The organism is Streptomyces sp. NPDC037271, from assembly GCF_055603605.1.
The window spans coordinates 199,620-225,227 of record NZ_JBVJVN010000007.1; the positions used below are offsets into that span (position 1 = coordinate 199,620).

Consider the following 25,608-nt stretch of genomic DNA (forward strand, 5'->3'; position numbering starts at 1 on the left):
CCCCCCCCCCCCCCCCCCCCCCCCCCCCCCCCCCCCCCCCCACCCCCCCCCCCCCGCTCCCCCCCCCCCCCCCCCCCCCCCCCCCCCCCCCCACGCCGCCCGCGGGCTCCGGCCACGTACCATGGCGGCATGTCGTTCCTCCGCCGCCGCAGCGCCACGCCCGCCGGGCCCGACTTCGACGTACTGGCCATGGACCCCGGCGACTGGCCCGGGAACCTGGGCGCCGGCCTGCTGCCCGCGCCCGACGGCAGCTGCCAGGGCGTCTTCCTGCGCTACGACCTGTTCGGCGGCCGCGGCCCCGCGATGATCATCGGCAACCTGCCGGCCGGCTCCCCGGCCCGCGAGGTCCCCGAGGGAGAGATCCCGTTCGAGGTGGCCCAGCTGCTGCTCGCACTGGAGAACGACGAGGAGATCACGGTCGTCGGCGCCGAGGACGTACCGGTGATGCAGGGCGACAACCTGCTCATCGTGCGCCGTCTCAAGCTCTCCGAGAGCCGGATCTCCTGCGTGCAGTTCGACCGCAGCGACGGCGTCCTGGTGACCATCGCCGCCTGGGACCGCCCCATCACCGACGACCTGTACGCCCTGCTGAAGCCGCTTCCGGCGGAGCTGTTCCAGCAGGGCTGACCCGGCGGCCACCGCCGCCGGGTTCTGCCGCGGGGTGCGGGACCAGGCCTTCTGACCCGGGGCGGGACCAGGCCTTCTGACCCGGGGTACCGGTTGGCCGTCCACTCGCCCCACCGGCCGGCGTCAACGGCCACTGCAGGCATCCGGGCACACAGAATCCGCGGTGCGCCCCATCATGGGCACACCGCGGACCGTCGACCGTCGTCTCAGCGCGTGCCGACCGCCGCACGCACCGCCCGCCGGGCCATCTGGCAGTCGTCGTGCAGCCGGCGCAGCAGCAGCCGCTGTTCCTCGCCGGACGGCGCGGCACCCGGGTGGGCCGGGGCCTGCGGCACCGGGGCCGTGTCACGCATCGAACGCTGCACGGCCGTCTCGTAGGTACGGATCTCCCGGGTCAGCACCAGCATCAGGTTCACCAGGAACGCGTCACGCGCGGCAGGCCCCGCCGACTGGGCGATCTGGCTGATCTGGCGGCGAGCCGCCGGGGCGTCACCGAGGACCGCCCACAGCGTCGCCAGGTCGTAGCCGGGGAGGTACCAGCCCGCGTGCTCCCAGTCCACCAGCACTGGACCGGCCGGTGACATGAGGACGTTGGACAGCAGCGCGTCACCGTGGCAGAACTGGCCCATGCCCTGGCGTCCGCCGGCGTGGGCGATACCGTGCAGCAGCTTCTGCAGGTCGCCCAGGTCCCGGTCGGTGAGCAGTCCCAGCTCGTGGTACCGGGAGATCCGGGCCGCGTAGTCCAGCGGGGCGTCGAAGGTGCCGGCCGGCGGTCGCCACGCGTTGAGCCGGCAGATCGCGCCGAGCGCTGCCCTGATGTCCGCCCGCGGCGGGGCTTCCAGCGGGTGCCGCTGCAGCGCCGCCACGCGCCCCGGCATCCGCTCGATCACCAGCGTGCAGTTGTCCGGGTCCGCTGCGATCAGCCTCGGCACCCGCACGGGAGGGCGGTGCCGGACGAACGAGCGGTATGCCCCTATCTCGTGCCTGATCCGCTCCGCCCACGCGGGGGAGTGGTCCAGTAAACACTTGGCGACCGCCGTGCTGCGCCCGGTCGTGCCGACCAGGAGCACGGAACGCCCGTTGCGGCGCAGCACCTGGACCGGGGCGAACTCCGGGCAGATCCGGTGCACGGAGGTGATCGCCGTGCGCAGTTGGGCTCCCTGAGGGCCGGACAGGTCGATTCTCCCGCTGAGTGGCTGCGTGCCGGGGCCCGCGCCGCGCCGCGCCCTGCCCGCCCCGAGCACCGGGGCCGCCGGACGAGCGGGGGCGAGATAGGGGCCGCCGCCCGCCGCCGGGCGGGGGTGCAGCGATCGCTGCGGGGCGGACACGGAGGACGATGCTGCGTACATGGGCGAGACAGATCCCTTCGTGTGCCTGCTGTGCCTGTCTGAAGCGCGGTGCCCGACCGTCGAGTACGGGAGGGAACGCCTTCCGAAAGCCGTCGCGCTGCCCGACCGGCCGCCCGGGATCACCCTGGGGAGTAACCCCGCGGCGACCGGGTCGGGGTGGCGCATTCCTACCTGACACCCGTCCGCCCGTGGCACACCATCTGGCGCACCCTGGCGAACGGTGGCGAATAGTCGCCCGGCAACCCGCACGGGGCTACTGTCAACTCAGCCGAGAACCTGGGGGCTTGACGTGAGCGGAGAACCCAACACCCGTCTGTCGGACCTGTTCGGCCTGGCCGGCTGGTCCAAGGGCGAACTCGCGAGGCTGGTCAACCGGCAGGCGGCGGCCATGGGCCACCCTCAGCTGGCGACCGACACCTCGCGGGTGCGGCGGTGGATCGACATGGGAGAGATCCCGCGTGATCCGGTGCCGCGGGTGCTGGCGGTTCTGTTCACCGAGCGTCTCGGCCGTGTCGTGACCATCGAGGACCTCGGTCTGGTCCGGCACGGGCGTGCGGGGAAACGGCCACGCGGCGGGAGCGAGGAGCATCCCGACGGAGTGCCGTGGGCGCCCGAGCGGACTGCGGCGGTCCTCACCGAATTCACGGGAATGGACCTCATGCTCAACCGACGCGGCTTGGTGGGCGCGGGCGCCGCGCTCGCCGCGGGATCAGCACTCAGCAACGCCATGCACGACTGGCTGCACACCGACCCGGCCCTGGCTGCCGACGCTCCCGACCTCCGCCACCCCCTGCACGCCGACCCCGCGGGGTTCGACCGCTACGAGGCCGCCCCCATCGGGTCGCAGGAAGTGGAGGAACTGGAGCGCTCGGTCGAGGTGTTCCGCGCCTGGGACGCCGCCCGTGGCGGCGGCCTCCAGCGCAAGGCCGTGGTGGGCCAGCTCAACGAGGTGGGCGGCATGCTCGCCTACCACCACCCACCCCATCTGCAGCGGCGCCTGTGGGGCGTCGCCGCCAACCTCGCCGTCCTCGCGGGCTGGATGTCGCACGACGTCGGCCTGGAGCCCACGGCCCAGAAGTACTTCGTCATCGCCACCCACGCCGCGCGCGAGGGCGGTGACCGTCCCCGGGCCGGCGAGGCGCTCTCCCGGGCGGCCCGTCAGATGGTCCACCTGGGCCGGCCCGACGACGCGCTCGACCTGATGAAGCTCGCCAGGACCGGCTCCGGCGAGGAGGTACTGCCGCGTACCAGGGCCATGCTCTACACCATCGAGGCCTGGGCCCAGGCCTCGATGGGCAAGGGCCAGGCGATGCGCCGCACCCTGGGGCGGGCCGAGGACCTCTTCGTCTCCGACAAGGCGGACGTGCCGTCGCCCGACTGGATGCAGACGTTCAAGGAGGAGGACCTGTACGGCATGCAGGCCCTGGCCTACCGGACGCTCGCCGAGTTCGAGCCGGGGGCCGCCGTACACGCGCAGCACTATGCCGAGAAGGCGCTCGCCCTGCGGATCGACGGCCGGCAGCGGTCGAAGATCTTCGACTACCTGTCCATGGCGTCCGCCTGCTTCATCGCCGACGACCCCGAACAGGCGGACCGGTACGCGCGCCTCGCCCTGGTGTCGATGGGGTCCAACTCATCCCAGCGGACCTGGGACCGGCTGCGTGAGATGTACCGGCTCACCGCCGAGTACGCCGACTATCCGAAGATCCAGGAGCTGCGCGAGGAGATCAAACTGGCGCTGCCCAAGGGCAAGTCGCCCAGGGGGAGGGGGAGGGGCGGCACCAGCGCTCCGGCTTAGCGTGCGCGACGTGTCGTCCAAGGCGTCACCCGGGCCACCAGCACGCAGGTGTCCTCCTGCCCGAGGTGCCCGCCGAACTCCTCCGTCACGATCCGTACGCCGTCCTGTGCGGAGCCCACCCCGGTCAGGCGGGGACCCAGGGAGAGAAGCCGCCGCACGTCCGCGGGGGCGAGTTCGCCGGTGTGCAGGAGCAGCAGGTCGCCGTCTTCGAGGGCCGCCTCGGCCTGCCCGGCCAGTCCGTGCCCCGTCCCCCGGCGGAACAGCAGCGGGACGAGGTGTCCGGTGTGTGCCCACGTCAGCGTGCGGGTGTGGGGCCGGTAAGAGCAGTACAGGGCGCCGCGAACGGGCGGCAGGGCGGTGGCCTCGAGCAACCGGTCCAGTCGGTCCGGGAGTTGTGCGGGTCGGGTGCCCGCCGTGGCCAGGCCGCGCAGGGCGCCGATCGGCATCGCCGGACCTTGCGCCCCGTCGGGGCCCGGGCCCGTGAGGTCGCCGACGCTGAGCAGGGTCTCGTCGCCGGCGAGGGGGCACGCGTCGTACCAGGCGGTGCACGGGGGTGCTTGGGCCGCCGAGGCCGTCGGGGCTGCCGGCGGGAGGTAACCGGCGGCCAGGTCCAGGCCCGGCCGCCCCTCGTGCGGGAACCGCAGGAGGCCGTGCCAGGGCGGCTGCACGGCTTCCCGCGGTTCGACCGCGGCCCGTTGCCCGGTGTCCGCGGGCAGCGGGTGGCGGCTGAGCGAGTCACGGGTCTCGCTCACCACCCGCTGGCTGCGGCGCAGTTCGCTGACGTCCCGCAGTACCGCCCACATCGAGGCGGTGCTGCCGTCGGCGTCGAGCACGGGCTCGCCCATCATGTGCACGGTGCGTACGGTGTCGTCGGGGCGCACGACGCGGAACTCGCCGTCGATCGGCCGGGCGTCGACGAGGCAGCCCGTGACCATCGCGGTCAGTTTCGGCCGGTCCTCGGCGAGTACCACGGACGGGAGTTCGTCGAGGCTGAGCGGGGCGGCGGCGGGGTCGCGGCCGAGGATGTGGAAGAGCTCCCCGGACCACTCGGCCTCGTCCGTCAGCAGGTTCCACTCGGCGCTGCCGACCCGGCTGAGCAGCGAACCGGTCCGCGGCGCGGGTGCCGGCCCGTCCCGGAGCTGCGCCAGGTGCTCGTCGATGTCACTGAGCTGGTGCAGTGCCAGGTCGTACAGGGCGCGCTGCCAGCGCCCGCGGGGGTCGGTTCCGTCGCCCTGGCTGTCCCGCCGCACCGCGTCCACGTCGCCCCTCAGCCGCCGCGCCTGCGATATCAGGGCCTCGACCGAGCCGTGTCCTGGTGGCTGGGCGGCTGGGTGGTCCGCGGAGAGAGGGGACGACATGACGCACTCCGATGTGCAGACGGTACGACGACCAAGGCGGAACTGAGGCTGGCGGAAGGACCGTTACGACTCTTGCACAGCCCGCGACGCCCCGTAAGTGATTTGGCAACACACGATACGGTGGTGCTTCCGGCATATGCCACAGTCTTCCCGGGGTGACTTCGGCACCCGAACGGCGTAGGTGGCTCGAGGGTCAAGTCGTAGGATTCCTACGGGACTTGACGGGCACTGGGGCTCGGAGGTGTCGTCGTCCTGGCGTTCGATGAACCCTTGTTCTAGGGGCGGTCGTGCGGTGTCGGGCGGGGTGCCAGGTCGACGGGTGTGCGCGCGCCCGTCTCCAGGGCCCGTACGCCGGCCTCGGCGACCACGGAGGCGGCGTACCCGTCCCAGGCGCCCGGACCGGTGACCCGGCCTCGCCGGGTGGCGTCGACCCAGGCCTGCACCTCGCGGTCGTAGGCGTCCGCGAACCGTACGAGGTAGTCCTGGGGCACCTCCTCCCGGGCGCCGCCCGCCGCCGTCACCACCATGGTGCGCGCGTCCCCGATCCGGGCGCTGCCCGCCTCGCAGACGGCCTCGCAGCGCACCTCGTAGCCGAAACCGCAGTTGACGAAGATCTCCACGTCGACCAGGGCGCCGCCCTCGGTCTCGAACAGCACGAACTGGGGGTCGAGCAGACCCTCCGGCGCACCTCCCGAGGGACGCGGCCGGAGCACCGTCACCGCGGTCAGTTCCTGCCCGAGCAGCCAGCGGGCCGCGTCGATCTCGTGCGAGACGGAGCTGGTGACCAGCATCGCGGAGGTGAAGTGCGACGGGGAGGACACGTTGCGGTGGACGCAGTGCAGCATCAGGGGCCGGCCCAGCCGCCCGCCGTCCAGCAGCGATTTCAGCTGCCGGTACTCGGCGTCGTACCGCCGCATGAACCCGATCTGTGCCAGCCTCCGGCCCAGCCGCGCCTCCGCCTCCACCACGCGCAGGGCGCCCGCGGAGTCCGGCACCATCGGCTTCTCGCACAGCACCGGCAACCCGCGTGCGAAGGCGGCCAGCAGCGCCTCCTCGTGCACCTCGCCGGGCGAGGCGATCAGCACGGCCTCGACCCCCGGCGCGTCGAGCGCGGCCTCGGCGTCCGTGTGGACGACGACCCCGTCGATCCCGCCCACGGCCGCCTTCGCCCGCTCGGCGTCGGGATCCGCCACCGCGGCGACCCTGGCCCCGCTCACCACCCCGTCGAGGCGTCGTATGTGATCAGCGCCCATGTGTCCCGCGCCCAGGACCGCCACACCCAGAAGTTCGCTCACGCTCCGCCGACTCCTTCCCCGTCCGCCGCACACCCGCGAAGAGGCGGGTACGTGTACGGCGAACAGGGTTTCATGGTCGTCAAGAGGGGCGGGGTCCCCGGGCGGGGCGGGGCGGGTGTCAGTAGCGGAGTACTCCGGCGATACCGTCCGCCTCCCCGAGCGCGCCGTCCGGCACGAAGCGGACGTCGGCCCCGGTCTCCAGGCACCGCTCGACGATCTCGTCCACGACGTCCTCGCGTGCGTCGAGGTCGTCGCCGTCCGCCGGGACCAGATGGTCGCCGTCGTCGCGCATGGTCACCCGGAAGTTCTCCTCGACGGCGAGGAGTCGTACGCGGCCGGTCCGGGCGCTCTCCCACAACTCGTCCACGCCGGCCGCGAAGTCCTTGCGCCCGCGGGCCGCCTCCAGCTCCCTGGCCACGGCCTCGACGGAGCCGCGCGCCTCGTCGTCGAGCACCGGCCGCACCGCCTGCCACACGGCCTCGGCCGTGCCGTGCGCGAGGCCCCCGTGCGGAACGAGCACCGCGTCCCCCACGGCGCTTCCGGCCTCCTCCAGCAGCGACAGCGCGGCCTGCGGGCCGGTGACGTACAGCGGCCGGGGATGCGCGCGCAGGACCCTGCCCATCGCGGCGTCGGCCTCGCGCAGGAACCGCCGGGTTCCCTCGTCCCGGAACGTGCTCGGCGCGTCGCCGATCCGTTCCTGGCGCTCGGGGTCGAAGTCCTCCGGGGGCCGGTCGAGGGGGAAGCCGCCGGTGCGGTCCTCGACGACCCGGCCCGTGCCGCCACTCCACAGCGTGACGCGGTCGGTGGCGACCGACAGTACCCAGAACGGCCGCTCGGCGGCCTGCGCGGCGACGAGGTTGCGGGTCAGGAAGGTGTCCGACAGGACCACGCGCTCGGGGACGGAACGTGCGAGCGTCCAGACCTGGTGCTCACCCGGGGCGGCGAAGAGCGCCAGTCCGTCCTCGGCGTGCGTCAGGTCGACCTCGGCGAGGGCCCGGTCGAGTTCCCGGGACACCTCCATGCGCCGTTCTCGGGTGACCGCCGGATCGTCCTCCAGCTGCTTCTTGGCCTCGGCGACCACGTTGCGCAGTCGGACGGAGTCCTGGGCGTTGTCCGGTTCGCGGCGGTGCGTGGGCGTCAGCACGGACACGGCCGGGTACGGGCGGGGGCGCCGTAGTTCGGCGAGGGTGGCGGGACTCAGATCGTGCTCCATGTCAGCACGATAGATCCGATGGGCATGTCGGGCATTCGGGGCAATATGTCTTCTCTGTGACCCGCCGGCCGCTTCAGTCGTCGCCCCGGGCGGTCCGGGAGGCCTCGGAGCCGCAGGAACTGCCGTCGGGCGGCAGGGAGCCGTACAGCAGGAAGTCGTCGACCTTGCGGTGCACGCACTCGGAGGACGCGTAGCCGGTGTGCCCCTCGCCCTTGTTGTCGAGGACCACGGCCGAGGGGCCGAGCCGCTCGGCCGTCTCCACGGTCCAGCGGTACGGGGTGGCCGGGTCGCCCCGGGTGCCGACCAGCAGCATTTCCGAGGTGTCCAGGTCCTTCACCTCGTCGCGGATGTAGTCGGTGCCCCTGGGCCGGCCGTAGCACATGAGCACCTGGGTGAGCCGGTACCGGCCGAAGACCGGGGAGGCCTCCTCGTACCGCGCGCGCAGCCGGCTCAGGGACCCCGCGACCTGGTCCGCGGCGGGGCGGTCGGGGTCGTCGGCGCAGTTGACCGCCATCAGGGCGGCCGGGAGGTTGTCCATGGGGATGTCCTCCTGGTCGGTGAGGCCGCCGTCGTCGTCCGCGGGACCCCGCGCGCGGACCGGGAAGGTGACGCCGCCGGACACGAAGCCCTCCAGGCCGCGGGTGTCGCCGTCCTCGAGCAGCTGGGCGAGCGCCCGCTGCAGCGTGGGCCACAGTTCGCGGCTGTACAGCGCCTGGCCGATGGCGCCCACCATGTCCTGCCCGGAGAAGGGCTCGCCGAAGTCCGTCGGTACCGGATCGGAGTCGAGCGAGGCGACGAGCTGGACGACCTGGCGGCGGGCTGCCCGGGCGTCCTGTCCGAACGGGCAGGCGATGTCCTCCACGCACCAGTCGAGGAAGTTCTCCAGCGCGGTCTGCTGCCCCCGGGCGCCGGCCAGCCCTTGCTCGGTCAGCGGTTCCGTCAACGTGTCCACGCCGTCCAGCACGACCCGGCCGACCTTGTCCGGGAACTGGGCGGCGTAGACCGCGCCCAGCCGGGTTCCGTAGGAGAAGCCGAGGTAGTTGAGCCGGTCGTCGCCGAGTGCCCGGCGCATCACCTCCATGTCGCGGGCGGCGTTGACCGTGCCGATGTGGGGGAGCACGGGGCCGGAGTGCTTCGTGCACTCGGCGGCCGCGTCCCGCAGCCGCCGGAGCACGTCCTGCGGGTCGGTGAGCTCCTCGTCCCCGTCCGTGGCCTCCATGATGTCCAGCGTGGCCGGGCCGCAGGTGACCGGCGAGGACCGGCCGACGCCGCGGGGATCGAAGGTCACCACGTCGTAGCCGTTGGTCAGGTGCATGAAGTCCTTGCCGCCAGTGGAGAGTTCGCTCACGCCGGAGCCGCCCGGCCCGCCGAAGTTGAGCAGCACCGAGCCACGTGACTCACCGGTCGCCCGGTACCGGGCGAGGGCCAGGTCGAGCGTTCCCCCCTCGGGCCGGTCGTAGTCGAGGGGGACGGTGACCTTCCCGCACTGCAGGTCCTTCGGCACGTCCACGCCCTCGCACGACGCCCAGGTGATGCTCTGCTCGTAGAAGCGGGACAGGCCGGACTCGGTGTCGTCCGCGGTCGCCAGGGGCAGCCCCGCACCCAGCAGGGCCAGCGTAAGTGCGCCGGTGACCGCGCAGCGCCGGACCGAGGGCCGAGTCGACAGCTTGGCCAGCATCGATGCCTCCCGGGCGCCCCGTCGCGGACCGGTGCTCGGCGCCCTCGATCACCATAAGGGGGCCTCGGACGCCTCGCCTCCGGGCGCTGTGGGCGGGCGTTGTCGTCGGACGCTGCCGCCGGGCGCTGCCGCGGGGGCGCGCGAGGTGGCTTCCTTCCGTCCGTACCCGTTCCTCTCGCGGAAACCGGTGGTGCAACGCGCGGGTCTCCCCGGCCGGTTCCGGCACGGGACCGTCCACGGTCGCGCCGGGACCCTCCACGGTCGTGCCGGGACCCTCCACGGTCGTGCCGGGAGCCGCCTCGTGCGCCGTGGGCGTCCGCTCGGGCGGTGCGGGGACGTCCGGTTCCGTCGGCCGGGCCCCGAGCCGCTCCGACGACGCGGCGTGGACCACGCGGCCCAGGTCCACCGGGCGTGCGTGCGGCGCGCGCCCCAGTTCCGTCAGGTGTGCGTGCGGCGCGCCCCAGGGGTCCGGCAGGTGTGCGCGGCGGTCCCTCAGGCGTGCGCGCCGCGCGTATCGGGCAGTGCTCGCCGGATGGGTACGCGGTGGCCGCGGCCCGCTCCCCGGGAGTGAGGAGGACTCCCCCGCCTTCGAGCGCGGTTTCGGGGCGGCTCCCGACGCCGCTCGCGGAGACCCTGGGGGTCACCGGGACCGGACTCGGGGAGGAGTGGCTCGGGAGCCGGTGCCGTTCCCGCGTCCGCAGCGCTGTTCAGCGGCAGCGCTGTTCAGCGGCGCGGACGCGGCCGTGAACGGTCCAGCGCGGCCACGCCGAGTGCGGCCAGGCCGATCTGGATGAGCCACTCGACCCAGTCGACGCCGTCGGTGTCGGCCACGTCGAACGCCGTCGCGATCCACGAGCCGATCAGCGCGGCCACGATGCCGACGAGGATGGTCCACAGGACCCCGATGCGCTGACGGCCCGGGACGACGAGGCGGCCCAGGACGCCGATGACGATGCCGATGACGATGGCACTGATGATGCCGCCGATTTCCATTTCCGCCCCTTCGTGTCAAGGCCCCCGCGGTAGTGCGTGTGCCCGTTGCGGGCGGGCGCAGTCCCGGCGGAGGCATCGGGGCGTGCGCGGGCCGGCCCGCGCAGGCGGACCGGCCCGTGGTGTTCCCCTCCCGTGTGTCTAGGGCCTGCGCATGCTCTTCGATGCCGTGGCGGCGCACACCGCCCCCAGAGCCAGGGTCAGCGCGCCGATGATGATGTTGTTCCAGATGACGCCGGCGTCCGGGTTCGTGCCGACGATCCACGGCGAGATGATCATCCAGAGACCCATCGCACACATGGCCCCGCTGAGGCCGTACATGCGTTCCGGGGCGCGGGTGAATCCCAGGGCCAGCAGGCCGATGGCGATTCCTATGATCAGGTTGTGGGCCACGAGTGCAGGCTGGCTGGTGGTGAAGTGGAGTATCCACGGGGACACGGCACAGTAGAGGCCGAGCAGGAACACCGGCCCGTCCACGAGTGCCACGTCGCGACCACCGAGCATGCGGGCGTAGCGCGCCTGCATTTCCGGAGCGTCGGGGTGGCTGGTCATGTCACCTCGGGTGTGCGAGACGTGGGCCATGAGTCGTCTCCTTCGACTTGCTGGGCCGACCGCGTCTGGGTGCGGTGTGCGGCAGCGCCGCATATGTCCATTCTGCCCTTATTTCCGCTTTATATGTAGTCGTGGCCGGAGTGTGCAGGGGTGGCCGGGGTGTACATGTCCACGCGGATCGCGGGCAGGTGCGAGGTGGGAGAACGCGAGGAATGCGGGGACAGTGGAGGTGGTCGTCGCCATGGGTGCCAAGGTGTTGGAGCGGTTCCCCGCGGGGTCGCCGCGCGGGTCGTGGCCGGCGGAGGAGTGCGCGGCGCGGTGTCGGGCCCGGGGTGAGCCCGCGACCGTCGTGATGGACCTGGAGTCGGACGCCTTCCTGGTGGTCGTCCCGGCTCGCGACGAGGACTGAACGGCGGCCTGCGGGTACGTGGCCGCGTGGCCGCCGCCCCCCTGGGGGAGGCCCCTCCGGCGCGCCGGTGCGAAGTCCTCGGCCGCGGTCCGGGTCCGGGTCCGGGTCCGGTCCGGTCCTCCAGTGGGACCGGTCCGGACCCCGGCCGCCGCGAAAAAAGCAGCCCCTCGGGCAGGGAATGTATTTTGGTACCTGAAAGGTTGGCTATTACATCCAGTCTTTCGGCCGACGTCTTCCCCCACCAGCGAGGCACACCGTGAACCACCCCGCCCCCGAGCGGCCCGCCGACGTCGTGGCCCGCCTGCGCGCCACCTTCCGCACCGGCCGGACCAAGCCCGTCGAGTGGCGCACCGCGCAGCTTCGCCGGCTGCGCGCACTGCTCACGGAGAACGGTCCGGACCTGGAGGCCGCGCTCCACGCCGACCTCGGCAAGAGCGCCGCGGAGGCCCAGCGCACGGAGATCGGCTTCACCGTGCGCGAGATCGACCACACCCTCGACCACCTGGCCGACTGGCTGCGCCCCGAGCCCGCCCCCGTCCCGGCGCACCTCGGCGCCGACGCCACCGCCTGGACGCAGTACGACCCGCTGGGCGTCGTCCTGGTCATCGCGCCCTGGAACTACCCGGCCCAGCTCCTGCTCGCCCCGGTGGTCGGCGCCCTGGCCGCGGGCAACGCGGTGGTCGCCAAGCCCAGTGAGCTGGCCCCGGCCACCTCCGCCGCGCTGGCCCGCCTGCTGCCGCGGTACCTGGACACCGAGGCCGTGGCCGTCGTCGAGGGCGGGATCCCCGAGACCACGGCCCTGCTCGCCGAGCGCTTCGACCACGTCTTCTACACCGGAAACGGCACCGTCGGCCGCATCGTCATGCGCGCCGCCGCCGAGCACCTCACCCCGGTCACCCTCGAACTCGGCGGCAAGTCCCCGGCGTTCGTCGACCGCGACGCCGACCTCGACGTCGTCGCCGCCCGGCTGGCCGGCGGCAAGTTCCTCAACGCGGGCCAGACCTGTGTGGCCCCCGACTACGTGCTCACCGACCCGGAGACCGCGGCAGCCCTGGAGCCGGCGCTGGTCCGCGCGGTCGAGGCACTGTACGGGACCGACCCGGCCCGGTCGGCGGAGTACGCGCGGATCGTCAACGAGCGCCACTTCGACCGGCTGACCGCACTGCTGGACTCCGGCCGGGTGGTCGTCGGCGGCGGCAGCGACCGGACGCAGAAGTACATCGCGCCGACCGTGCTCGCCGACGTGGCGCCCGATTCGCCGGTGATGGGCGAGGAGATCTTCGGCCCGATCCTGCCGATCGTCACCGTGCCCGGCCTCGACGACGCGATCGATTTCGTCAACGACCGCGACAAGCCGCTGGCCCTCTACGTCTTCAGCGGGTCCGACGCGACCCGGGAGCGGTTCGCCGCGGAGACGTCCTCCGGCGGCCTCGGCCACGGGCTGCCGCTCGCCCATCTCACCGTCTCCGACCTGCCGTTCGGCGGCGTGGGGGAGAGCGGCATGGGCAGCTACCACGGCCGCTACTCCATCGAGACGTTCAGCCACCGCAAGGCGGTCCTGAAGAAGCCCCTGAGCTGAGCGACGCGATCGCTCCACGCCAACCCGGCCGGGAAACGGCCGGGTTGAACTGGTCTACACCCTTGACTGGTACAGACCAACACGGTTGAGTGTGCCTCCACACCCCCCACCACGGCCGCCCCCACGCCGTGGCCGGTCCGGCCGGCACGCGCGCACGAGGCTCCGCTCCGACCTGCCCCCGCACGGGAGCGGCCGTGCTCCGCAGAAGGAGGCAGAGCTGTGTCGAGGCGCCGTATATCTGCCCTGGTGACCGTACTCGCCCTCGCGGGAGCCGTACCCGTGCTCCTGCCCGCCGCACCGGCGTCCGCCGCCGCGTGTTCGAGCTACCCGGCCTGGTCGGCCGACGCCTACTACAACGCCGGCGACATCGTCCGCTACACCGACGGCAAGGCCTACCGGGCAGAGCACGCCAACCCGGGCTACGACCCGCTCATCAGCACCTGGTACTGGGAGCCGTACGCCTGCGACGGCGGATCCGAGACGCCGGTCGGTAACTTCGTGGTGACCGAGGCCCAGTTCAACCAGATGTTCCCGGGCAGGAACTCCTTCTACACCTACCGCGGCCTCACCGCGGCGCTCGGCGCCTACCCCGGCTTCGCCAACACCGGCAGCGACACCACCAGGAAGCAGGAGGCGGCGGCCTTCCTCGCCAACGTCGGCCACGAGACCGGCGGACTCGTGCACATCGTCGAGCAGAACACCGCCAACTACCCGCACTACTGCGACGGGAGCCAGCCCTACGGCTGCCCGGCCGGCCAGGCCGCCTACTACGGGCGCGGCCCGATCCAGCTCAGCTGGAACTTCAACTACAAGGCCGCGGGCGACGCGCTCGGCATCGACCTGCTGAACAACCCCTGGCTGGTCCAGAACGACGCGGCCGTCGCCTGGAAGACCGCCCTGTGGTACTGGAACACGCAGTCCGGGCCCGGCAGCATGACCGGCCACAACGCCATGGTCAACGGTGCCGGCTTCGGCCAGACGATCCGCTCCATCAACGGCGCCAAGGAGTGCGACGGCAAGAACCCCGCACAGGTGCAGAGCCGCGTCACCAAGTACCAGCAGTTCAGCCAGATCCTCGGTGTCCCGCCGGGCGGCAACCTGTACTGCTGAGCCGCGCCGGGTGTGTGCGGACTCCGCCGACGACCTCGGAAAGGATCGCCGCGGAGTCCGCTGGCACCTGCAACCTAGGCGGCCCGTCCGACCGCCGCGTCGTGCCGGAGCCGACGCGGCCGCCGGGCAGCGCCGCCCTCCGCCCGGGTACGCGAGCGACCGTGAGCGGTCCTCGCCGTGCCGCGCCGGGCGGTCGGGCGGGGCGGTCCACCACATCGGCACCGTGGCCTTCTGCCTCTCGTCCCTGCGCTCCGCCGGCGAACCGATCGGCAGTGCGCCCGCGGGGACGCCGCCGCGGGCGCGCTCCGCCTCACCGACGACGACCTGGCGCGGGTTCGACGGTGCGCGGGTCGGGCTGACACGCCTGGACGGCCAGAGGTGCCCGCACGGGAGGAGGTGCCCGCACGGGATGAGGCGCCCGCATGGCCGGAGGCGCCCGCACGGGCAGACGCGCGCTACACCGTCCAGGCGCCGTCCCGCATGATGTGCCGCTGCTTCAGCTCGCGCGTCTCGTGCCATGCCTGCACCGCGAGCGGGCGCACCCGGAACCAGGCGTACGACGCGCTGTCCTCGCGCGGGTCCCAGCCGGTCTTGGCGAGGAACGCCCCGGCCGCCGCGGACGGCACCTCCCGCAGACCGAACGTCTCCACTTCGCCGTCGATCAGCACGACGTCCCGCGTGTGCCCGAACGCCAGCCGGGCCCGGCCGCCGTCGCGCAGGTTGCGGCCGGTCGGGTTGGTGAGCCGCGTACACAACCAGACCGACTCCCTGTGCCACACGAACCACAGCGGGACCATGCACGGCAGCCCGTCGGCGTCCGCCGTGGCCACCCAGATGTCCATCTCCCGTTCCAGCCGGTCCAGTACGTCCTGCCTGCGCTGTCCGGGCTCGCGAGGCGGTGCGGTGATCTTCATGGCGGTGACGGTAGTGGACCGGCCCGGCCCGCGCCTCGGGCCCGAGGTGTAGGACCAGAGACTGGCGCCGCAGTGGGTTTTACGTATAACCTCTCCCGTCAATCGCCCGTCTCGAAAGGTCCCGATGACACGCATCGCCCTGGTCGCCCTCGTCGTCGACGACTACGACGAGGCGATCCGCTTCTACACCGAGGCCCTCGGCTTCCGCCTCGCCGAGGACACGCCCCGGCCCGACGGCTCCCGGTGGGTCGTCGTCGAACCCGGTGGTGCGGCACCGGGCACCGCCCTGCTGCTGGCCCGTGCCAAGGGGGAGGCCCAGCGCTCCCGCGTCGGCGACCAGACAGGCGGGCGCGTCGGCTTCTTCCTGTACACCGATGACTTCGCCCGCGACCACGCCCGTATGACGGCCGCGGGCGTGACCTTCCTGGAGGAGCCCCGGCACGAGCCCTACGGCTCGGTCGCCGTCTTCCAGGACCTGTACGGCAACCGCTGGGACCTGCTCCAGCCCGCCGCCTCCTGACCCCGTCCCCAGACCCCCGCACCGACCGCCGAGGAACGACCGCACATGTCATCTACGCGCATAGACACCGAGACTCTCCGCCGCCTCCCCAAGGCGGTGCTGCACGACCACCTCGACGGCGGTCTGCGCCCCGCGACCGTCGTGGAGCTGGCGGAGGCCGTCGGCCACACCCTGCCCGCCACCGACCCCGCCGAGCTGGCCGCCTGGTACTACGATGCCGCCAACTCCGGGGACCTGGTGCGCTACATCGCCACCTTCGAGCACACCCTCGCCGTGATGCAGAACCGCGAGGGCCTGCTGCGCACCGCCGAGGAGTACGTCCTCGACCTCGCCGCCGACGGCGTCGTCTACGGCGAGGTCCGCTACGCCCCCGAGCTGATGACGGCCGGTGGACTGACCCTCGCCGAGGTCGTCGAGACCGTCCAGGAGGGCCTGGCCGCCGGCATGGCCAAGGCGGCTGCAGCGGGCACGCCGGTACGCGTGGGCACCCTGCTGTGCGGAATGCGGATGTTCGACCGCACGCGGGAGACCGCCGACCTCGCGGTGGCCTTCCGGGACGCCGGTGTCGTCGGCTTCGACATCGCGGGCGCCGAGGACGGCTTCCCGCCCGCCGACCACCTCGACGCCTTCGAGCACCTGCGCCGCGAGAACGTGCCCTTCACCATCCACGCCGGCGAGGCGCACGGGCTGCCCAGCATCCACCAGGCCCTCCAGGTGTGCGGTGCCCAGCGCATCGGCCACGGCGTGCGCATCACCGACGACATCCCCGACCTCGCGGCCGGCAAGCTCGGCCGTCTCGCCGGCTGGGTCCGCGACCGCCGGATCGCCCTGGAGATGTGCCCGACCTCCAACCTCCAGACCGGCGCCGCCACCTCGATCGCCGAGCACCCCATCACCGCGCTCAAGGACCTCGGCTTCCGTGTCACCCTCAACACCGACAACCGCCTCGTCTCCGGCACGACGATGACCCGCGAGATGTCCCTGCTCGTCGAGCAGGCCGGCTGGTCCGTCGAGGACCTGCGCACGGTCACGGTGAACGCGGTGAAGAGCGCCTTCATCCCGTTCGACGAGCGCAGGGCCCTGATCGAGGACGTCGTCCTGCCGGGTTACGAAGCGGCGCTCTGAACGAGCCCCCGCACATAGGCGGCCTGTCCGACGTGCTGGAGATCGTCGGACAGGACGCTCACCAGCCGGGCGCCGAGCGTGACCGGCGGGTCCCAGTCCTCGTCCACGATCCGTTCCAGGTCCTTGGCGGCCAGGGAGCGCAGGGCGCCGAGCGTCTGCTCGTGCACGGCGTCGTAGTAGCCGGTCAGCAGGTCGGCCGAGTCGACCCGCACCTTCGCGACCTTCGCGGGGCTGTGGCCGTACCCGGTGTCCTGGCGGGGCAGCCCGAGGCCGAAGCGTTTCTCCCAGCCGTCGGTCAGCCACACCTGGTCGAGCCCGAAGGCGTCCGCGACGTGGTCGTCCTGGACGCGGGTGAGGTGCCAGAGCAGCCAGGCGACGGTGTTGGCGTCGTCGGCGGGACGGGCGTTCAGGCCGTCGGGGTCCAGACCCTCGACGGCGGCGTGGACTTCTTCCTGGATGCGGCCGTAGCCCTCGATGAGGATGTCCTTCGCGTGCATGGGTCCACCATCGCGCAGTCCGCCCTCACGCGCTCCCCGCTTCCAGCAGTCCCATCAGGGCCCGCGCCGCCGGGCTGGTGGCCTGCGCCGGCGGCAGCAGCGCGATCGTCTCGTACGCGGTGTCGTCGGAGTCCTTCAGCGGCAGCGAGGTGAGGGAGGCCCGCTTGTGCCGGAAGTGGCGCGGCACGACCGCGATGCCGAGGTTCTCGTCGAGCAGGTCCAGCAGACCGTGCACGTCGTTCACCTCCAGCGCGACGGTCCGCCTGACGCCCGCCGCGGCGAAGGCGGTGTCGGTGACGCGGCGCGGACCCCAGTCGGGGTGGAAGTCGACGAAGACCTCGTCGGCGAGATCGTGCGGGGTCAGCACCGCCCCGACCGTCGCCAGGCGGTGGCCGGGATGGCAGAGCACGGTCATCGGCTCACCGGCCAGCGAGACGGACCGCAGCTGGTCCGTGTCCGCCTGCGTCCGGTAGGCGAAGGCCAGGTCGAGCCGCCCGGCCGCGACCTCCTCCGCCAGCTCGCCGGAGCCCGCCTGCCGCAACCGGATCTCCACGTCCGGATGCTCCCTGCGGAACGCTGCCAGCAGCCCCGCCACGGGCACTCCGGCGATGCACTGCTCGGTGCCCAGCGACAGCGTGCCGCGCAGCACACCCTGCACCGCGGCGACCGCCTCGTGCGCCGAGCGCACCTGGGCGAGGATCCGCTCCGCCTCGCCCAGCAGGGCGCGCCCGGCCTCCGTCAGCGTCACCCGGCGGGTCGTGCGCACGAACAGCGGCGCCCGCAGCTCCCGCTCCAGTGCCCGGATGGACGCCGACAGGCCGGACTGGGAGACCAGCAGCCGTTCGGCCGCGCGAGTGAAGTGCTGGTCCTCGGCGACCGCGACGAAGTGCTGGAGGTGACGCAGTTCCATGACTGAGAAGCGTAACCGCACAATCCCATCGGATTCTTCTGTTGGACCACTGCACGCAGGTCACGACAGAGTGGGACACGGTTCCGCCCAAGCCCCGCACCCCGGGTGCCAACCCCTCTGGAGTCGCGTTGTACACCGCACACCCCGACCGCTACGCGGACATGCCCTACCGGCGCACCGGACGCAGCGGCCTGAAGCTCCCCGCGCTCTCGCTCGGCCTGTGGCACAACTTCGGCCCGGACCGCCCCGTCGAGACCCAGCGCGCCATCCTGCGCCGCGCCTTCGACCTCGGCGTCACCCACTTCGACCTCGCCAACAACTACGGCCCGCCGCCCGGCGCCGCCGAGTCCGCCCTGGGCGAGGCGCTCAGGGCCGACTTCGCGCCGTACCGCGACGAGCTGGTCATCTCCACCAAGGCCGGTTACCTGATGTGGCCCGGCCCGTACGGCGAGTGGGGCTCGCGCAAGTACCTGCTGTCCTCCCTCGACCAGAGCCTGACCCGGATGGGCCTGGACTACGTCGACGTCTTCTACTCGCACCGCCCCGACCCCGAGACTCCCCTGGAGGAGACGATGGGCGCCCTGCACACGGCGGTGCAGCAGGGCAAGGCGCTCTACGTCGGCGTCTCCAACTACTCCCCGGAGCAGACCCGCGAGGCCGCCCGCATCCTCGGCGAGCTGGGCACCCCGCTGCTGATCCACCAGCCGCGCTACTCCATGCTCGACCGCCGCCCCGAGACCAGCGGCCTGCTCGACGCACTCGACGAGCTCCAGGTCGGTTCCATCGCCTACTCCCCGCTGGAGCAGGGCCTGCTGACCGGCCGCTACCTCGACGGCATCCCGGAGGACTCGCGCGCCGCGAGCGACAGCCCCTTCCTGAACTCCGACGCGGTCACCGAGGAGCTGGTCGGCAAGCTGCGCGCCCTGGACGAGATCGCGAAGTCCCGCGGCCAGTCGCTGGCCCAGATGGCCCTGGCGTGGGTGCTGCGCGAGGGCCGAGTGACCTCCGCCCTGGTCGGCGCGAGCAGCCCGCGGCAGCTGGAGGACAGCGTGTCGGCCATCGGGAACCTGGACTTCGGCTCCGACGAACTGGCCCGGATCGACAAGATCGTCACCCCGTAGAACGCGCCCGGAAGAACGCGCCCGGACGATCCCGGAGGCGGGCCACCCCCTCCGGGATCGTCGGCGTTCGCAAGGCCCTGGGGGCGACGCCGGGAATCCCCGACGAAGCGTCACGCCCCCTCGGGCACCCGGTCCAGGAAGCCGTACACGGCCCGGATCCGGCCCTCGCCGTCCAGCGTGACCACGTCGGATCCGGCCACGGGCGCCGAACCTTCCCCCGAGGGGGCACCCTCGGCCTGGCTCACCAGCTCCCAGGAGAAGCGCGCCGTGTCGTGGTGCCCGTCCACGGAGCCGGAGAGCCGGAAGACGAAGCCGGGGAACTGCTCGTGCGCCGCCGCGATCACGGCCGCGATCTGCTCGTGGCCGCGGACGTCGGCGAGGGGGTCGGTGTAGCCGCCGTCATTGGTCCAGGCCGCGGCGACCGCCTTGGCCCGAGCCTCCGGGGCGGCGTTCCAGGCCTCGAAGTAGCGGGCGACGGCATCCTCGTAGCGGCGGGTGGGTGCGGACATCGTGATCAGCCTCCGTCAAAGTGTGGTGCGCGCGGTGCAGGCGCTGGTCAGGTACCGGATCCCGGTCGCGGCGACCCGGTACCGCAACCCTGCCCGGACCCGTCGGCGGCGTCGATTACCCCGGGAGTCATGACGACGTGCCTCCGGGGGGCGCGGAGGCGGCGCACCCGGGGGCGTGATGGCGGCGCACTTCGGAGGCGTGAAGTGCGGGGGACTTCGGAGTGGAGACGGCAGGGTCCCGCGCCGCAGGGTTTCGGCCACCAACTGCCGTGAATATGCCAGGAGACTGGCCGGAAATTCATGGTGACAGTGGTTCAGTAGTGAACATACTCACCTCTAGGGGCGTCTCACACCATGCGACAGCGCCCTCACGCACAGCACACGAGCCGCGCGGACGCCAGGCCCGACCGGCAGGCGGGCGGGGCGGCGGGGGAGGGGAGCAGTGCACGACGAGTTCCTGTGCCATGTCACCGCCTACGGTGTCTGTGACGGCCGACGCATCGGTGTACCCCTGGGAACCTACCGGGCTCCCACCCTCGCCCTCGCCCTGTGGTGGCTGCGCGACCGTGCCTCGTGGATGGCCGAGCGGCTGGATCCGCAGCCCGACACCCCCCACTTACCGCGCGGTGCCCTGACCCCGGTCGCCGACGACGCACCGGACGTACCGCGCGTCCTGCGCACCTGGTGCGCCGACGTCGTCCAACAGGAGCTGGTCGCCGAGGAGTTGGCGGCGGGGCGCCTGGTCCGGATCGCCACCAGTGACGACACCACCGAGTACGAACTGATGGCCGAGTCCGTGGACGCGTTGCGCATGCAGCGGGCCTCCCCGCCCCTCGTCGTCCCCGTCGCCTGAGTCGCCCGAGTGTCCTCCCGCGGCGCTCCTACGGCCCGGCCGGGGCGCGGTCACCCCGCCGTCCCGCCCACCGCGCGAGCAACGCGCCGAGGAACCCGGTGACCAGGCCCCACAGCAGGGCGAGACCGACGGCGCTCCACAGCCGCGGGCGCAGGAACAGCTGCCCGGACAGTCCGCCGCCAAGGTCGCCGATGCCGAGCACCGACAGGCCGTAGTGCGCGGAGATCCGGCCGACAAGGCCGGTCATGAGGACCGTGAGCGCCAGCGCCACGGCCATGTGCACGGCGTGCGACCACGCCGGCATCCGGTCCGGGGAGCGGAACGCGAGTACGGACCCGGCCGCCAGGAGCAGGACCGCCGCGACGACCAGGAGCCACCACCACCGTCCGTCGTGTTCGGCGAGCGTTCGCAGGTTCAGGGTCGAGACGTCCGGTGTCCGCAGCACCTCGTCGAGCACGTGCGGCACCGGCAGCCCGAACGGCCCCTCCACCCGCCCCTCCCAGGAGGCGCCGAGGCCGATCGTCAGCGCGAGCCACGCCAGGTTCGGCAGCCCGAGCAGCAGTACGGCGAAGGTGTCCGCCGGATGCCCCCGCGTTCCGGCGACGACCAGCGCGACGACGACGCCGACGACGACGTACGCGAGCAGCAGCGCGACCATCGCGTACGCCGCCGGCCGCACCGACGTCCGCAGGCGCGGCAGCCGCCCGGGCAGCGGGGCCCCGCGTGAGACGAGCAGGGCCAGTACGAGGACGCCCGCCAGCCACAGCAGTCCGAAGAGGACGGTCAGCGGCACGTCCGTGGTGAAGCCGACCGTCGGCTCGACGCCGAACAGGTCGCCGAGGTCGTCCAGGACGCCTTCCCCGAGGGAGACCTCGAAGGTCTGGCGGGCGGCGAAGGCCAGCCCGAGGAGGGCGAGCAGCCACAGGACGGCGATCCGCCCGGCCCAGCCGGCCAGCTCGCCGGCGCCGGCGACGGCCCGGTGGCGCAGGGGCCGCAGGAAACACCGGGCGATCACCAGGGCACCGGTCAGGGTGACGGACAGCGGGAGCACGGCCAGCCCGGCGTCGGTGTCGGCGAACCCTCCGGCGTCGCCGGACAGTTCCAGCGCGCCGCCCACGGCGGTGACGACGGTCGCCGCGACGACCCGGGGGAAGGCGTTGTCGGGCAGGTCCGCGGCCCCGGCCGCCCACAGTCCGAGCGCGGCCACGACTCCCATGGCGACCAGCCCGGCCAGCACCGTACCCAGGGCCTGGAACCAGCCGTGACGGGCGACTGCCCGGCCGGAAGGGGCGGAGGGGGTTCGCGAGCTCACGCTGCCACGCTAGGCAGCACCCGGCGGGCGCGCCCGCCGGCAGGGCCGTCCGCGTCGGCCGGAGCGAGGGGGACTTTTGTGCGCCGGCCGGGAGAACGGTCCCCGCACGGTCGGGGTGAAACCGGTGATCCGGCTCGCGGCGGCGTCGCATACGGTGTCCTTGACGTGCGCGACGGCGTCGCCGCCGAGCGTGACCACGGGCCGGGTGGTGAGACTTCGCGCGGTCATCAGTTCGTTCATCGCACCCCCTTCCCGCACCGTCGGGTTCCCCGCGCCACTGTGACGATGCCCGCAGTACGAAGACGCGGGGACTGTGAGGCCGGGCTCGGGGTACGAGGACAGGTGCAGCAGTGTCCGGCCAGTCCGGCTTCCGAGAGAGAAACGCATGACCGAGTACCTGGACGGGGCAGTGATACCGACTGGTTTCGACGTACCCGTTGAACCGCTGAGGCGGGCGGCACACTACTCCGGTGAGCCGGGATGCATAGCGCAGGCGCGTGCCTTCGCCTCGCTCTTCCTCGACCAGTTGAGGACCGAGTGGTGCGCCACGATCGGCCAGCGCGCCGACGGCGCGGTACTGCTGGTGGTGAGCGAGCTGATCACCAACGCAGACCGGCACAGCAAAGGACCGTACATCCTGGAGCTGGAGGGCACGGGCGGCTCCGTGGCGGTGACCGTCTACGACAGCAGCGGGGCGGTGCCCCAGCGCTTCCCCCGCGACCCCGAACGCGTCGGCCGGCACGGCCTGGAGATCGTCCACGCCCTGGCGGAGGCGGTCGTCGTCGAGCAGGTACCGGTCGGCAAACGGGTGCGCGCCGTGGTGCCCCTCACCGAAGCATGACCGTGCCACACCGTTCCTGAACGTCCCGAGCGTGGGGCGCCCCGCCTGCCGGTTGCCGTCAGGCGCAGCCGAGTTCGCCCAGCATGCCCTCGCGCAGCCGGGTGATGATCCGCTTGATCAGCCGGGACACGTGCATCTGCGAGCAGCCGAGCCGCTCGCCGATCTCCGCCTGGGTGGCCTCCTCCACGAACCGCATGTGGATGATCTGCCGGTCGCGCTCGCTGAGCTCGGCCATCAGCGGGGCGAGCGAATGGAAGTCCTCGACGAGCCGCAGCCCGTCCTCCTCCACGCCGATGAAGTCGGCCAGCACCGACTCGCCGTTCTCGGGCCCGTCCCCGGTCAGCGCGGCGTCCAGCGACGAGGAGTTGTAGCCGTTGGACGCGATCTGGCCCTCGACCACCTCGCTCTCACTGATGTTCATCAGCGTGGCGAGTTCGGCGACGGTGGGTTCCCGGTCCAGTCGGGAGGAGAGCTCCTCGCGGGCCTTGGCCAGCTCCACGCGCAGCTCCTGCAGGCGCCGGGGCACGTGCACCGCCCAGGTGGTGTCGCGGAAGAAGCGCTTGATCTCGCCGACGATGTACGGCAGCGCGAAGGACGTGAACTCCACCTCGCGCGACAGCTCGAACCGGTCGATGGCCTTGATCAGGCCGATCATGCCGGTCTGGACGACGTCCTCCATGTCGTCCCCGCGACCGCGGAAGCGGCCGGCGGCGAACCGCACGAGCGACATGTTCATCTCGATCAGCGTGTTGCGCGCGTACTGGTACTCGTGCGTGCCCTCTTCGAGTTCCGCCATGCGCCGGAAGAACTGACGGGACAGCTGCCGTGCGTCACGCGGAGCCACGGTGCGCGGGTCCCCGACACCCGGCAGTGATCCGCCGCCCGTCCTGCTCCCGGTGGTCTTCTCGACGACCTGTGCTTCCGGCCGGATCACGGCGGACTCCATTACCTCTCCCACGAAAGTCACGGTTCGACGTCTCCCTAGGTTCTTCCCGCTTGCGGGTACCCGGGCCACGGCGGCGCAAGCCCCCCGTCTTCACGGGTGGCGAGAACTCGGTGCCGCTGCGTCATCGCGGGGTGATGTGTTCCTCCTCAGCGTAGTCCCGTGGGCGGCGACCGGCACCCGGTGCTTCCCCTCCGGTTTCCCTCTGGGCGGAACGCCGCCCCCTTCCCTCGTGCGGCAGGGATCCTAGGCTGAGGAGGTGACCAGCCACGTGCCGAACGAAGCCCGCATCATCGCGCTGCGCCCGCAGACCGCGCGCCCTGGAGCCCGCCCCGCCGCCTCGCCGGTTCCCCCGGAGCGGAGGTCGCCCACCGGCAGAGAGCCCTTGTGGCGCGATCTCGTCGGCGACGTCCTGCGCCGTGAACGCCTCGCCCAGGAACGCACCCTGAAGGAGGTGGCGGAGGCGGCCCGGATCTCCATGCCGTATCTGTCGGAGGTGGAGCGCGGCCGCAAGGAGGCGTCGTCGGAGGTGCTGGCCGCCGCCGCGGGCGCTCTCGGCCTGGGCCTCGGCGACCTGCTGGCGCGGGCCCACGGAGAGCTGGTCCGCCTCACCTCCCGGCACACCGGCGCCGGCCGGGTCGGTGGTACGTCCGGTGCCCGGTACGACGGAATGTGCCTGGCCGCCTGACCGCCCGCACGGGCCGGCGCCTCGCGGACGGCGACGCGCCGGCCCGGCCCCTCACACCCTCACCAGACGCCGGCTGAGCACTTCGTCGGCCAGCCCGTACGCCACCGCCTCCTCGGCGGTGAACACCTTGTCGCGGTCCGTGTCCGCGCGCAGCGTCGCCACGTCGTGGCCCGTGTGCCGCGCCAGCACTCCCTCCACCTGGGAGCGGATCCGCACCATCTCCTTGGCCTGGAGCGCCAGATCGGACGCCGTGCCGCGTTGTCCGCCGGTGGCCGGCTGGCCGAGCAGCACCCGCGAGTGCTCCAGCACGAACCGCCGCCCCGGATCCCCGCCGGCCAGCAGCACGGCCGCCGTGGAGGCCGCCTGCCCGACGCAGAACGTGGAGATCGGCGCCTGCACGAACGTCATGGTGTCGTAGATCGCCATCAGCGAGGTGTACGAGCCGCCGGGCGAGTTGATGTAGACCGCGATCTCGGACTCCGGGGCCGCCGACTCCAGATGGAGGAGCTGCGCGATGACGACGTTGGCGACGCCGTCGTCGATCTCGGTGCCGAGAAAGATGATCCGCTCGTTCAGCAGCCGGCTGAACACGTCGAAGGACCGCTCGCCCTGCGGGGTCCGCTCGATGACGTTCGGAATCGTGTACGTCCCCATCACCGCAGCCCCATCCTCGGTCGCGTCGTGGCCGGGCGGACGTCCGCGAGGGACTCCAGGACCCGGTCCACCATCCCGTACTCCCTGGCCTGCTCGGCCGTGAACCAGCGGTCCCGGTCGCCGTCCCGGGAGATGGTCTCCGGGCTCTGGCCGGTGTGCTCGGCGGTGATCCGCTCGATGGTCCGCTTGGTGAACTCCAGGCTCTCCGCCTGGATCTCGATGTCGGCGGTGGTGCCGCCGATGCCTCCCGACGGCTGGTGCATCATGACGCGCGCGTTCGGCAGGGCGTACCGCTTGCCCGCGGTGCCGACGCTCAGCAGGAACTGCCCCATGCTGGCGGCGAACCCCATGACGAGCGTCGAGACGTCGTTGGGGATCAGCCGCATCGTGTCGTAGATGGCGAGCCCCGCGTGCACGGAGCCGCCGGGACTGTTGATGTACAGGCTGATGTCGGTCCGCGGGTCCTCCGCGGACAGGATCAGCAGCTGGGCGCAGACCCGGTTCGCGGAGACCTCGTCGACCTGCGTGCCCAGCAGCACGATCCGCTGCGCGAGCAACTGCGCGGCCAGGTGGTCGTCGAACGGGGTCGGAGGGGTGTCGCCCTCCTCCGCCCGGGGCAGCGAGGCCGGGGTGCGGCCGGCGATGAGTGGAGACATCGGCGCTCCTTGTCGAGTCGTGGAGAACGTCGTACGCGGCCGGCGGCGCCGCGGTCCGTCCACTCTGGGCCCGCCCCGGCCCCCGGCGGGGGTTTCTCTGCCCGCGG

The 25,608-nt window shown here is 72.5% G+C and carries 26 protein-coding genes and 1 pseudogene; 11 read left to right on the top strand and 16 right to left on the bottom strand.

Annotated elements, in window-relative coordinates; all coding sequences use genetic code 11:
• Positions 1 to 129 precede the first annotated feature (129 nt).
• Positions 130 to 627, top strand: a complete 498-nt coding sequence (locus ACZ7G3_RS15800; RefSeq protein WP_426524321.1) for a hypothetical protein — start codon at positions 130 to 132, stop codon at positions 625 to 627.
• 206 nt (positions 628 to 833) lie between these two features.
• Here the strand turns inward: ACZ7G3_RS15800 and ACZ7G3_RS15805 are convergent, their stop codons facing one another.
• Positions 834 to 1,976, bottom strand: coding sequence for an aminoglycoside phosphotransferase family protein (locus ACZ7G3_RS15805; RefSeq protein WP_426601669.1), 1,143 nt, complete (start codon positions 1,974 to 1,976; stop codon positions 834 to 836).
• A gap of 289 nt (positions 1,977 to 2,265) precedes the next feature.
• On the opposite strand from ACZ7G3_RS15805, the gene ACZ7G3_RS15810 reads away from it, so the two are divergent.
• Complete coding sequence (locus tag ACZ7G3_RS15810; RefSeq protein WP_470926051.1) at positions 2,266 to 3,774, top strand: DNA-binding protein NsdB; 1,509 nt, start codon at positions 2,266 to 2,268, stop codon at positions 3,772 to 3,774.
• On the opposite strand, the gene ACZ7G3_RS15815 is transcribed toward ACZ7G3_RS15810, so the two are convergent.
• The 6 genes from ACZ7G3_RS15815 to ACZ7G3_RS15840 all read right to left on the bottom strand — a co-directional run bounded on the left by ACZ7G3_RS15815 (position 3,771) and on the right by ACZ7G3_RS15840 (position 10,890).
• Complete coding sequence (locus tag ACZ7G3_RS15815; RefSeq protein WP_470926053.1) at positions 3,771 to 5,132, bottom strand: SpoIIE family protein phosphatase; 1,362 nt, start codon at positions 5,130 to 5,132, stop codon at positions 3,771 to 3,773. The two genes, ACZ7G3_RS15810 and ACZ7G3_RS15815, sit on opposite strands and share 4 nt — an antisense overlap.
• A 275-nt stretch (positions 5,133 to 5,407) precedes the next feature.
• Positions 5,408 to 6,427 (bottom strand): Gfo/Idh/MocA family protein, encoded by a 1,020-nt coding sequence (locus ACZ7G3_RS15820; RefSeq protein WP_470926054.1) that lies wholly within the window; start codon positions 6,425 to 6,427, stop codon positions 5,408 to 5,410.
• A 118-nt stretch (positions 6,428 to 6,545) separates the two neighbouring features.
• On the bottom strand, positions 6,546 to 7,640 hold the full coding sequence (locus tag ACZ7G3_RS15825) for a baeRF3 domain-containing protein (protein ID WP_426601665.1): 1,095 nt from the start codon (positions 7,638 to 7,640) through the stop codon (positions 6,546 to 6,548).
• Positions 7,641 to 7,713: 73 nt separating this feature from the next.
• Positions 7,714 to 9,318, bottom strand: a complete 1,605-nt coding sequence (locus tag ACZ7G3_RS15830) for an alpha/beta hydrolase (protein ID WP_470926056.1) — start codon at positions 9,316 to 9,318, stop codon at positions 7,714 to 7,716.
• Between the two features lie 723 nt (positions 9,319 to 10,041).
• Positions 10,042 to 10,311 carry a GlsB/YeaQ/YmgE family stress response membrane protein gene (locus tag ACZ7G3_RS15835; protein WP_426601663.1) on the bottom strand — a complete coding sequence of 90 codons (270 nt, stop codon included), beginning with the start codon at positions 10,309 to 10,311 and terminating at the stop codon, positions 10,042 to 10,044.
• A gap of 138 nt (positions 10,312 to 10,449) precedes the next feature.
• Positions 10,450 to 10,890: an SPW repeat protein gene (locus tag ACZ7G3_RS15840; RefSeq protein ID WP_470926058.1), complete on the bottom strand. Its 441-nt coding sequence runs from the start codon at positions 10,888 to 10,890 to the stop codon at positions 10,450 to 10,452.
• A gap of 211 nt (positions 10,891 to 11,101) precedes the next feature.
• On the opposite strand from ACZ7G3_RS15840, the gene ACZ7G3_RS15845 reads away from it, so the two are divergent.
• The 3 genes from ACZ7G3_RS15845 to ACZ7G3_RS15855 all read left to right on the top strand — a co-directional run bounded on the left by ACZ7G3_RS15845 (position 11,102) and on the right by ACZ7G3_RS15855 (position 13,958).
• Positions 11,102 to 11,269 (top strand): hypothetical protein, encoded by a 168-nt coding sequence (locus ACZ7G3_RS15845; protein WP_426601661.1) that lies wholly within the window; start codon positions 11,102 to 11,104, stop codon positions 11,267 to 11,269.
• Positions 11,270 to 11,525: 256 nt separating this feature from the next.
• A complete protein-coding gene (locus ACZ7G3_RS15850) occupies positions 11,526 to 12,848 on the top strand; it encodes an aldehyde dehydrogenase family protein (RefSeq protein ID WP_426601660.1) in 1,323 nt (440 codons plus the stop codon).
• A 219-nt stretch (positions 12,849 to 13,067) separates the two neighbouring features.
• Positions 13,068 to 13,958, top strand: coding sequence for a glycoside hydrolase family 19 protein (locus ACZ7G3_RS15855; RefSeq protein WP_470926060.1), 891 nt, complete (start codon positions 13,068 to 13,070; stop codon positions 13,956 to 13,958).
• Positions 13,959 to 14,413: 455 nt separating this feature from the next.
• Here ACZ7G3_RS15855 and ACZ7G3_RS15860 read toward each other — a convergent pair whose 3' ends face one another.
• Positions 14,414 to 14,872 carry a pyridoxamine 5'-phosphate oxidase family protein gene (locus ACZ7G3_RS15860; protein ID WP_470926062.1) on the bottom strand — a complete coding sequence of 153 codons (459 nt, stop codon included), beginning with the start codon at positions 14,870 to 14,872 and terminating at the stop codon, positions 14,414 to 14,416.
• A gap of 124 nt (positions 14,873 to 14,996) precedes the next feature.
• Between ACZ7G3_RS15860 and ACZ7G3_RS15865 the strand changes: the two genes are divergently transcribed.
• Positions 14,997 to 15,392: a VOC family protein gene (locus ACZ7G3_RS15865; protein ID WP_470926063.1), complete on the top strand. Its 396-nt coding sequence runs from the start codon at positions 14,997 to 14,999 to the stop codon at positions 15,390 to 15,392.
• A 45-nt stretch (positions 15,393 to 15,437) separates the two neighbouring features.
• Complete coding sequence (locus tag ACZ7G3_RS15870; protein WP_470926065.1) at positions 15,438 to 16,517, top strand: adenosine deaminase; 1,080 nt, start codon at positions 15,438 to 15,440, stop codon at positions 16,515 to 16,517.
• Here the strand turns inward: ACZ7G3_RS15870 and ACZ7G3_RS15875 are convergent.
• Entirely contained in the window at positions 16,499 to 17,014 is a 516-nt protein-coding gene (locus ACZ7G3_RS15875; RefSeq protein WP_470926066.1) for a mycothiol transferase, read from the bottom strand. The genes ACZ7G3_RS15870 and ACZ7G3_RS15875 overlap by 19 nt on opposite strands.
• Positions 17,015 to 17,039: 25 nt before the next feature.
• Complete coding sequence (locus tag ACZ7G3_RS15880; RefSeq protein WP_426601654.1) at positions 17,040 to 17,924, bottom strand: LysR family transcriptional regulator; 885 nt, start codon at positions 17,922 to 17,924, stop codon at positions 17,040 to 17,042.
• Positions 17,925 to 18,052: 128 nt separating this feature from the next.
• Here ACZ7G3_RS15880 and mgrA point away from each other — a divergent pair, with 128 nt between their 5' ends.
• Positions 18,053 to 19,045, top strand: coding sequence for an L-glyceraldehyde 3-phosphate reductase (gene mgrA, locus ACZ7G3_RS15885; RefSeq protein WP_426601653.1), 993 nt, complete (start codon positions 18,053 to 18,055; stop codon positions 19,043 to 19,045).
• A 110-nt stretch (positions 19,046 to 19,155) separates the two neighbouring features.
• On the opposite strand, the gene ACZ7G3_RS15890 is transcribed toward mgrA, so the two are convergent.
• Positions 19,156 to 19,554: a nuclear transport factor 2 family protein gene (locus tag ACZ7G3_RS15890; RefSeq protein WP_426601652.1), complete on the bottom strand. Its 399-nt coding sequence runs from the start codon at positions 19,552 to 19,554 to the stop codon at positions 19,156 to 19,158.
• Between the two features lie 442 nt (positions 19,555 to 19,996).
• On the opposite strand from ACZ7G3_RS15890, the gene ACZ7G3_RS15895 reads away from it, so the two are divergent.
• Positions 19,997 to 20,407 (top strand): hypothetical protein, encoded by a 411-nt coding sequence (locus ACZ7G3_RS15895; RefSeq protein WP_426601651.1) that lies wholly within the window; start codon positions 19,997 to 19,999, stop codon positions 20,405 to 20,407.
• 28 nt (positions 20,408 to 20,435) lie between these two features.
• On the opposite strand, the gene ACZ7G3_RS15900 is transcribed toward ACZ7G3_RS15895, so the two are convergent.
• Both ACZ7G3_RS15900 and ACZ7G3_RS15905 read right to left on the bottom strand, forming a co-directional pair.
• Positions 20,436 to 21,719 carry a streptophobe family protein gene (locus ACZ7G3_RS15900; protein ID WP_470926069.1) on the bottom strand — a complete coding sequence of 428 codons (1,284 nt, stop codon included), beginning with the start codon at positions 21,717 to 21,719 and terminating at the stop codon, positions 20,436 to 20,438.
• A 60-nt stretch (positions 21,720 to 21,779) separates the two neighbouring features.
• Positions 21,780 to 21,959, bottom strand: a pseudogene (locus tag ACZ7G3_RS15905) (PRC-barrel domain-containing protein); the annotation flags it as partial.
• Positions 21,960 to 22,104: 145 nt separating this feature from the next.
• On the opposite strand from ACZ7G3_RS15905, the gene ACZ7G3_RS15910 reads away from it, so the two are divergent.
• A complete protein-coding gene (locus tag ACZ7G3_RS15910; protein ID WP_426524277.1) occupies positions 22,105 to 22,560 on the top strand; it encodes an ATP-binding protein in 456 nt (151 codons plus the stop codon).
• Between the two features lie 58 nt (positions 22,561 to 22,618).
• Here the strand turns inward: ACZ7G3_RS15910 and ACZ7G3_RS15915 are convergent, their stop codons facing one another.
• Positions 22,619 to 23,506 (bottom strand): RNA polymerase sigma factor SigF, encoded by an 888-nt coding sequence (locus ACZ7G3_RS15915; RefSeq protein WP_470926132.1) that lies wholly within the window; start codon positions 23,504 to 23,506, stop codon positions 22,619 to 22,621.
• A 256-nt stretch (positions 23,507 to 23,762) separates the two neighbouring features.
• On the opposite strand from ACZ7G3_RS15915, the gene ACZ7G3_RS15920 reads away from it, so the two are divergent.
• A complete protein-coding gene (locus ACZ7G3_RS15920; RefSeq protein ID WP_470926071.1) occupies positions 23,763 to 24,191 on the top strand; it encodes a helix-turn-helix domain-containing protein in 429 nt (142 codons plus the stop codon).
• Between the two features lie 51 nt (positions 24,192 to 24,242).
• On the opposite strand, the gene ACZ7G3_RS15925 is transcribed toward ACZ7G3_RS15920, so the two are convergent.
• Together ACZ7G3_RS15925 and ACZ7G3_RS15930 are read right to left on the bottom strand one after the other, a co-directional pair.
• Positions 24,243 to 24,845 (bottom strand): ClpP family protease, encoded by a 603-nt coding sequence (locus ACZ7G3_RS15925; protein WP_470926072.1) that lies wholly within the window; start codon positions 24,843 to 24,845, stop codon positions 24,243 to 24,245.
• Positions 24,845 to 25,501, bottom strand: a complete 657-nt coding sequence (locus ACZ7G3_RS15930; protein WP_426601647.1) for an ATP-dependent Clp protease proteolytic subunit — start codon at positions 25,499 to 25,501, stop codon at positions 24,845 to 24,847. Before ACZ7G3_RS15930 ends, ACZ7G3_RS15925 begins: the two co-directional genes overlap by 1 nt.
• Positions 25,502 to 25,608: the final 107 nt, after the last annotated feature.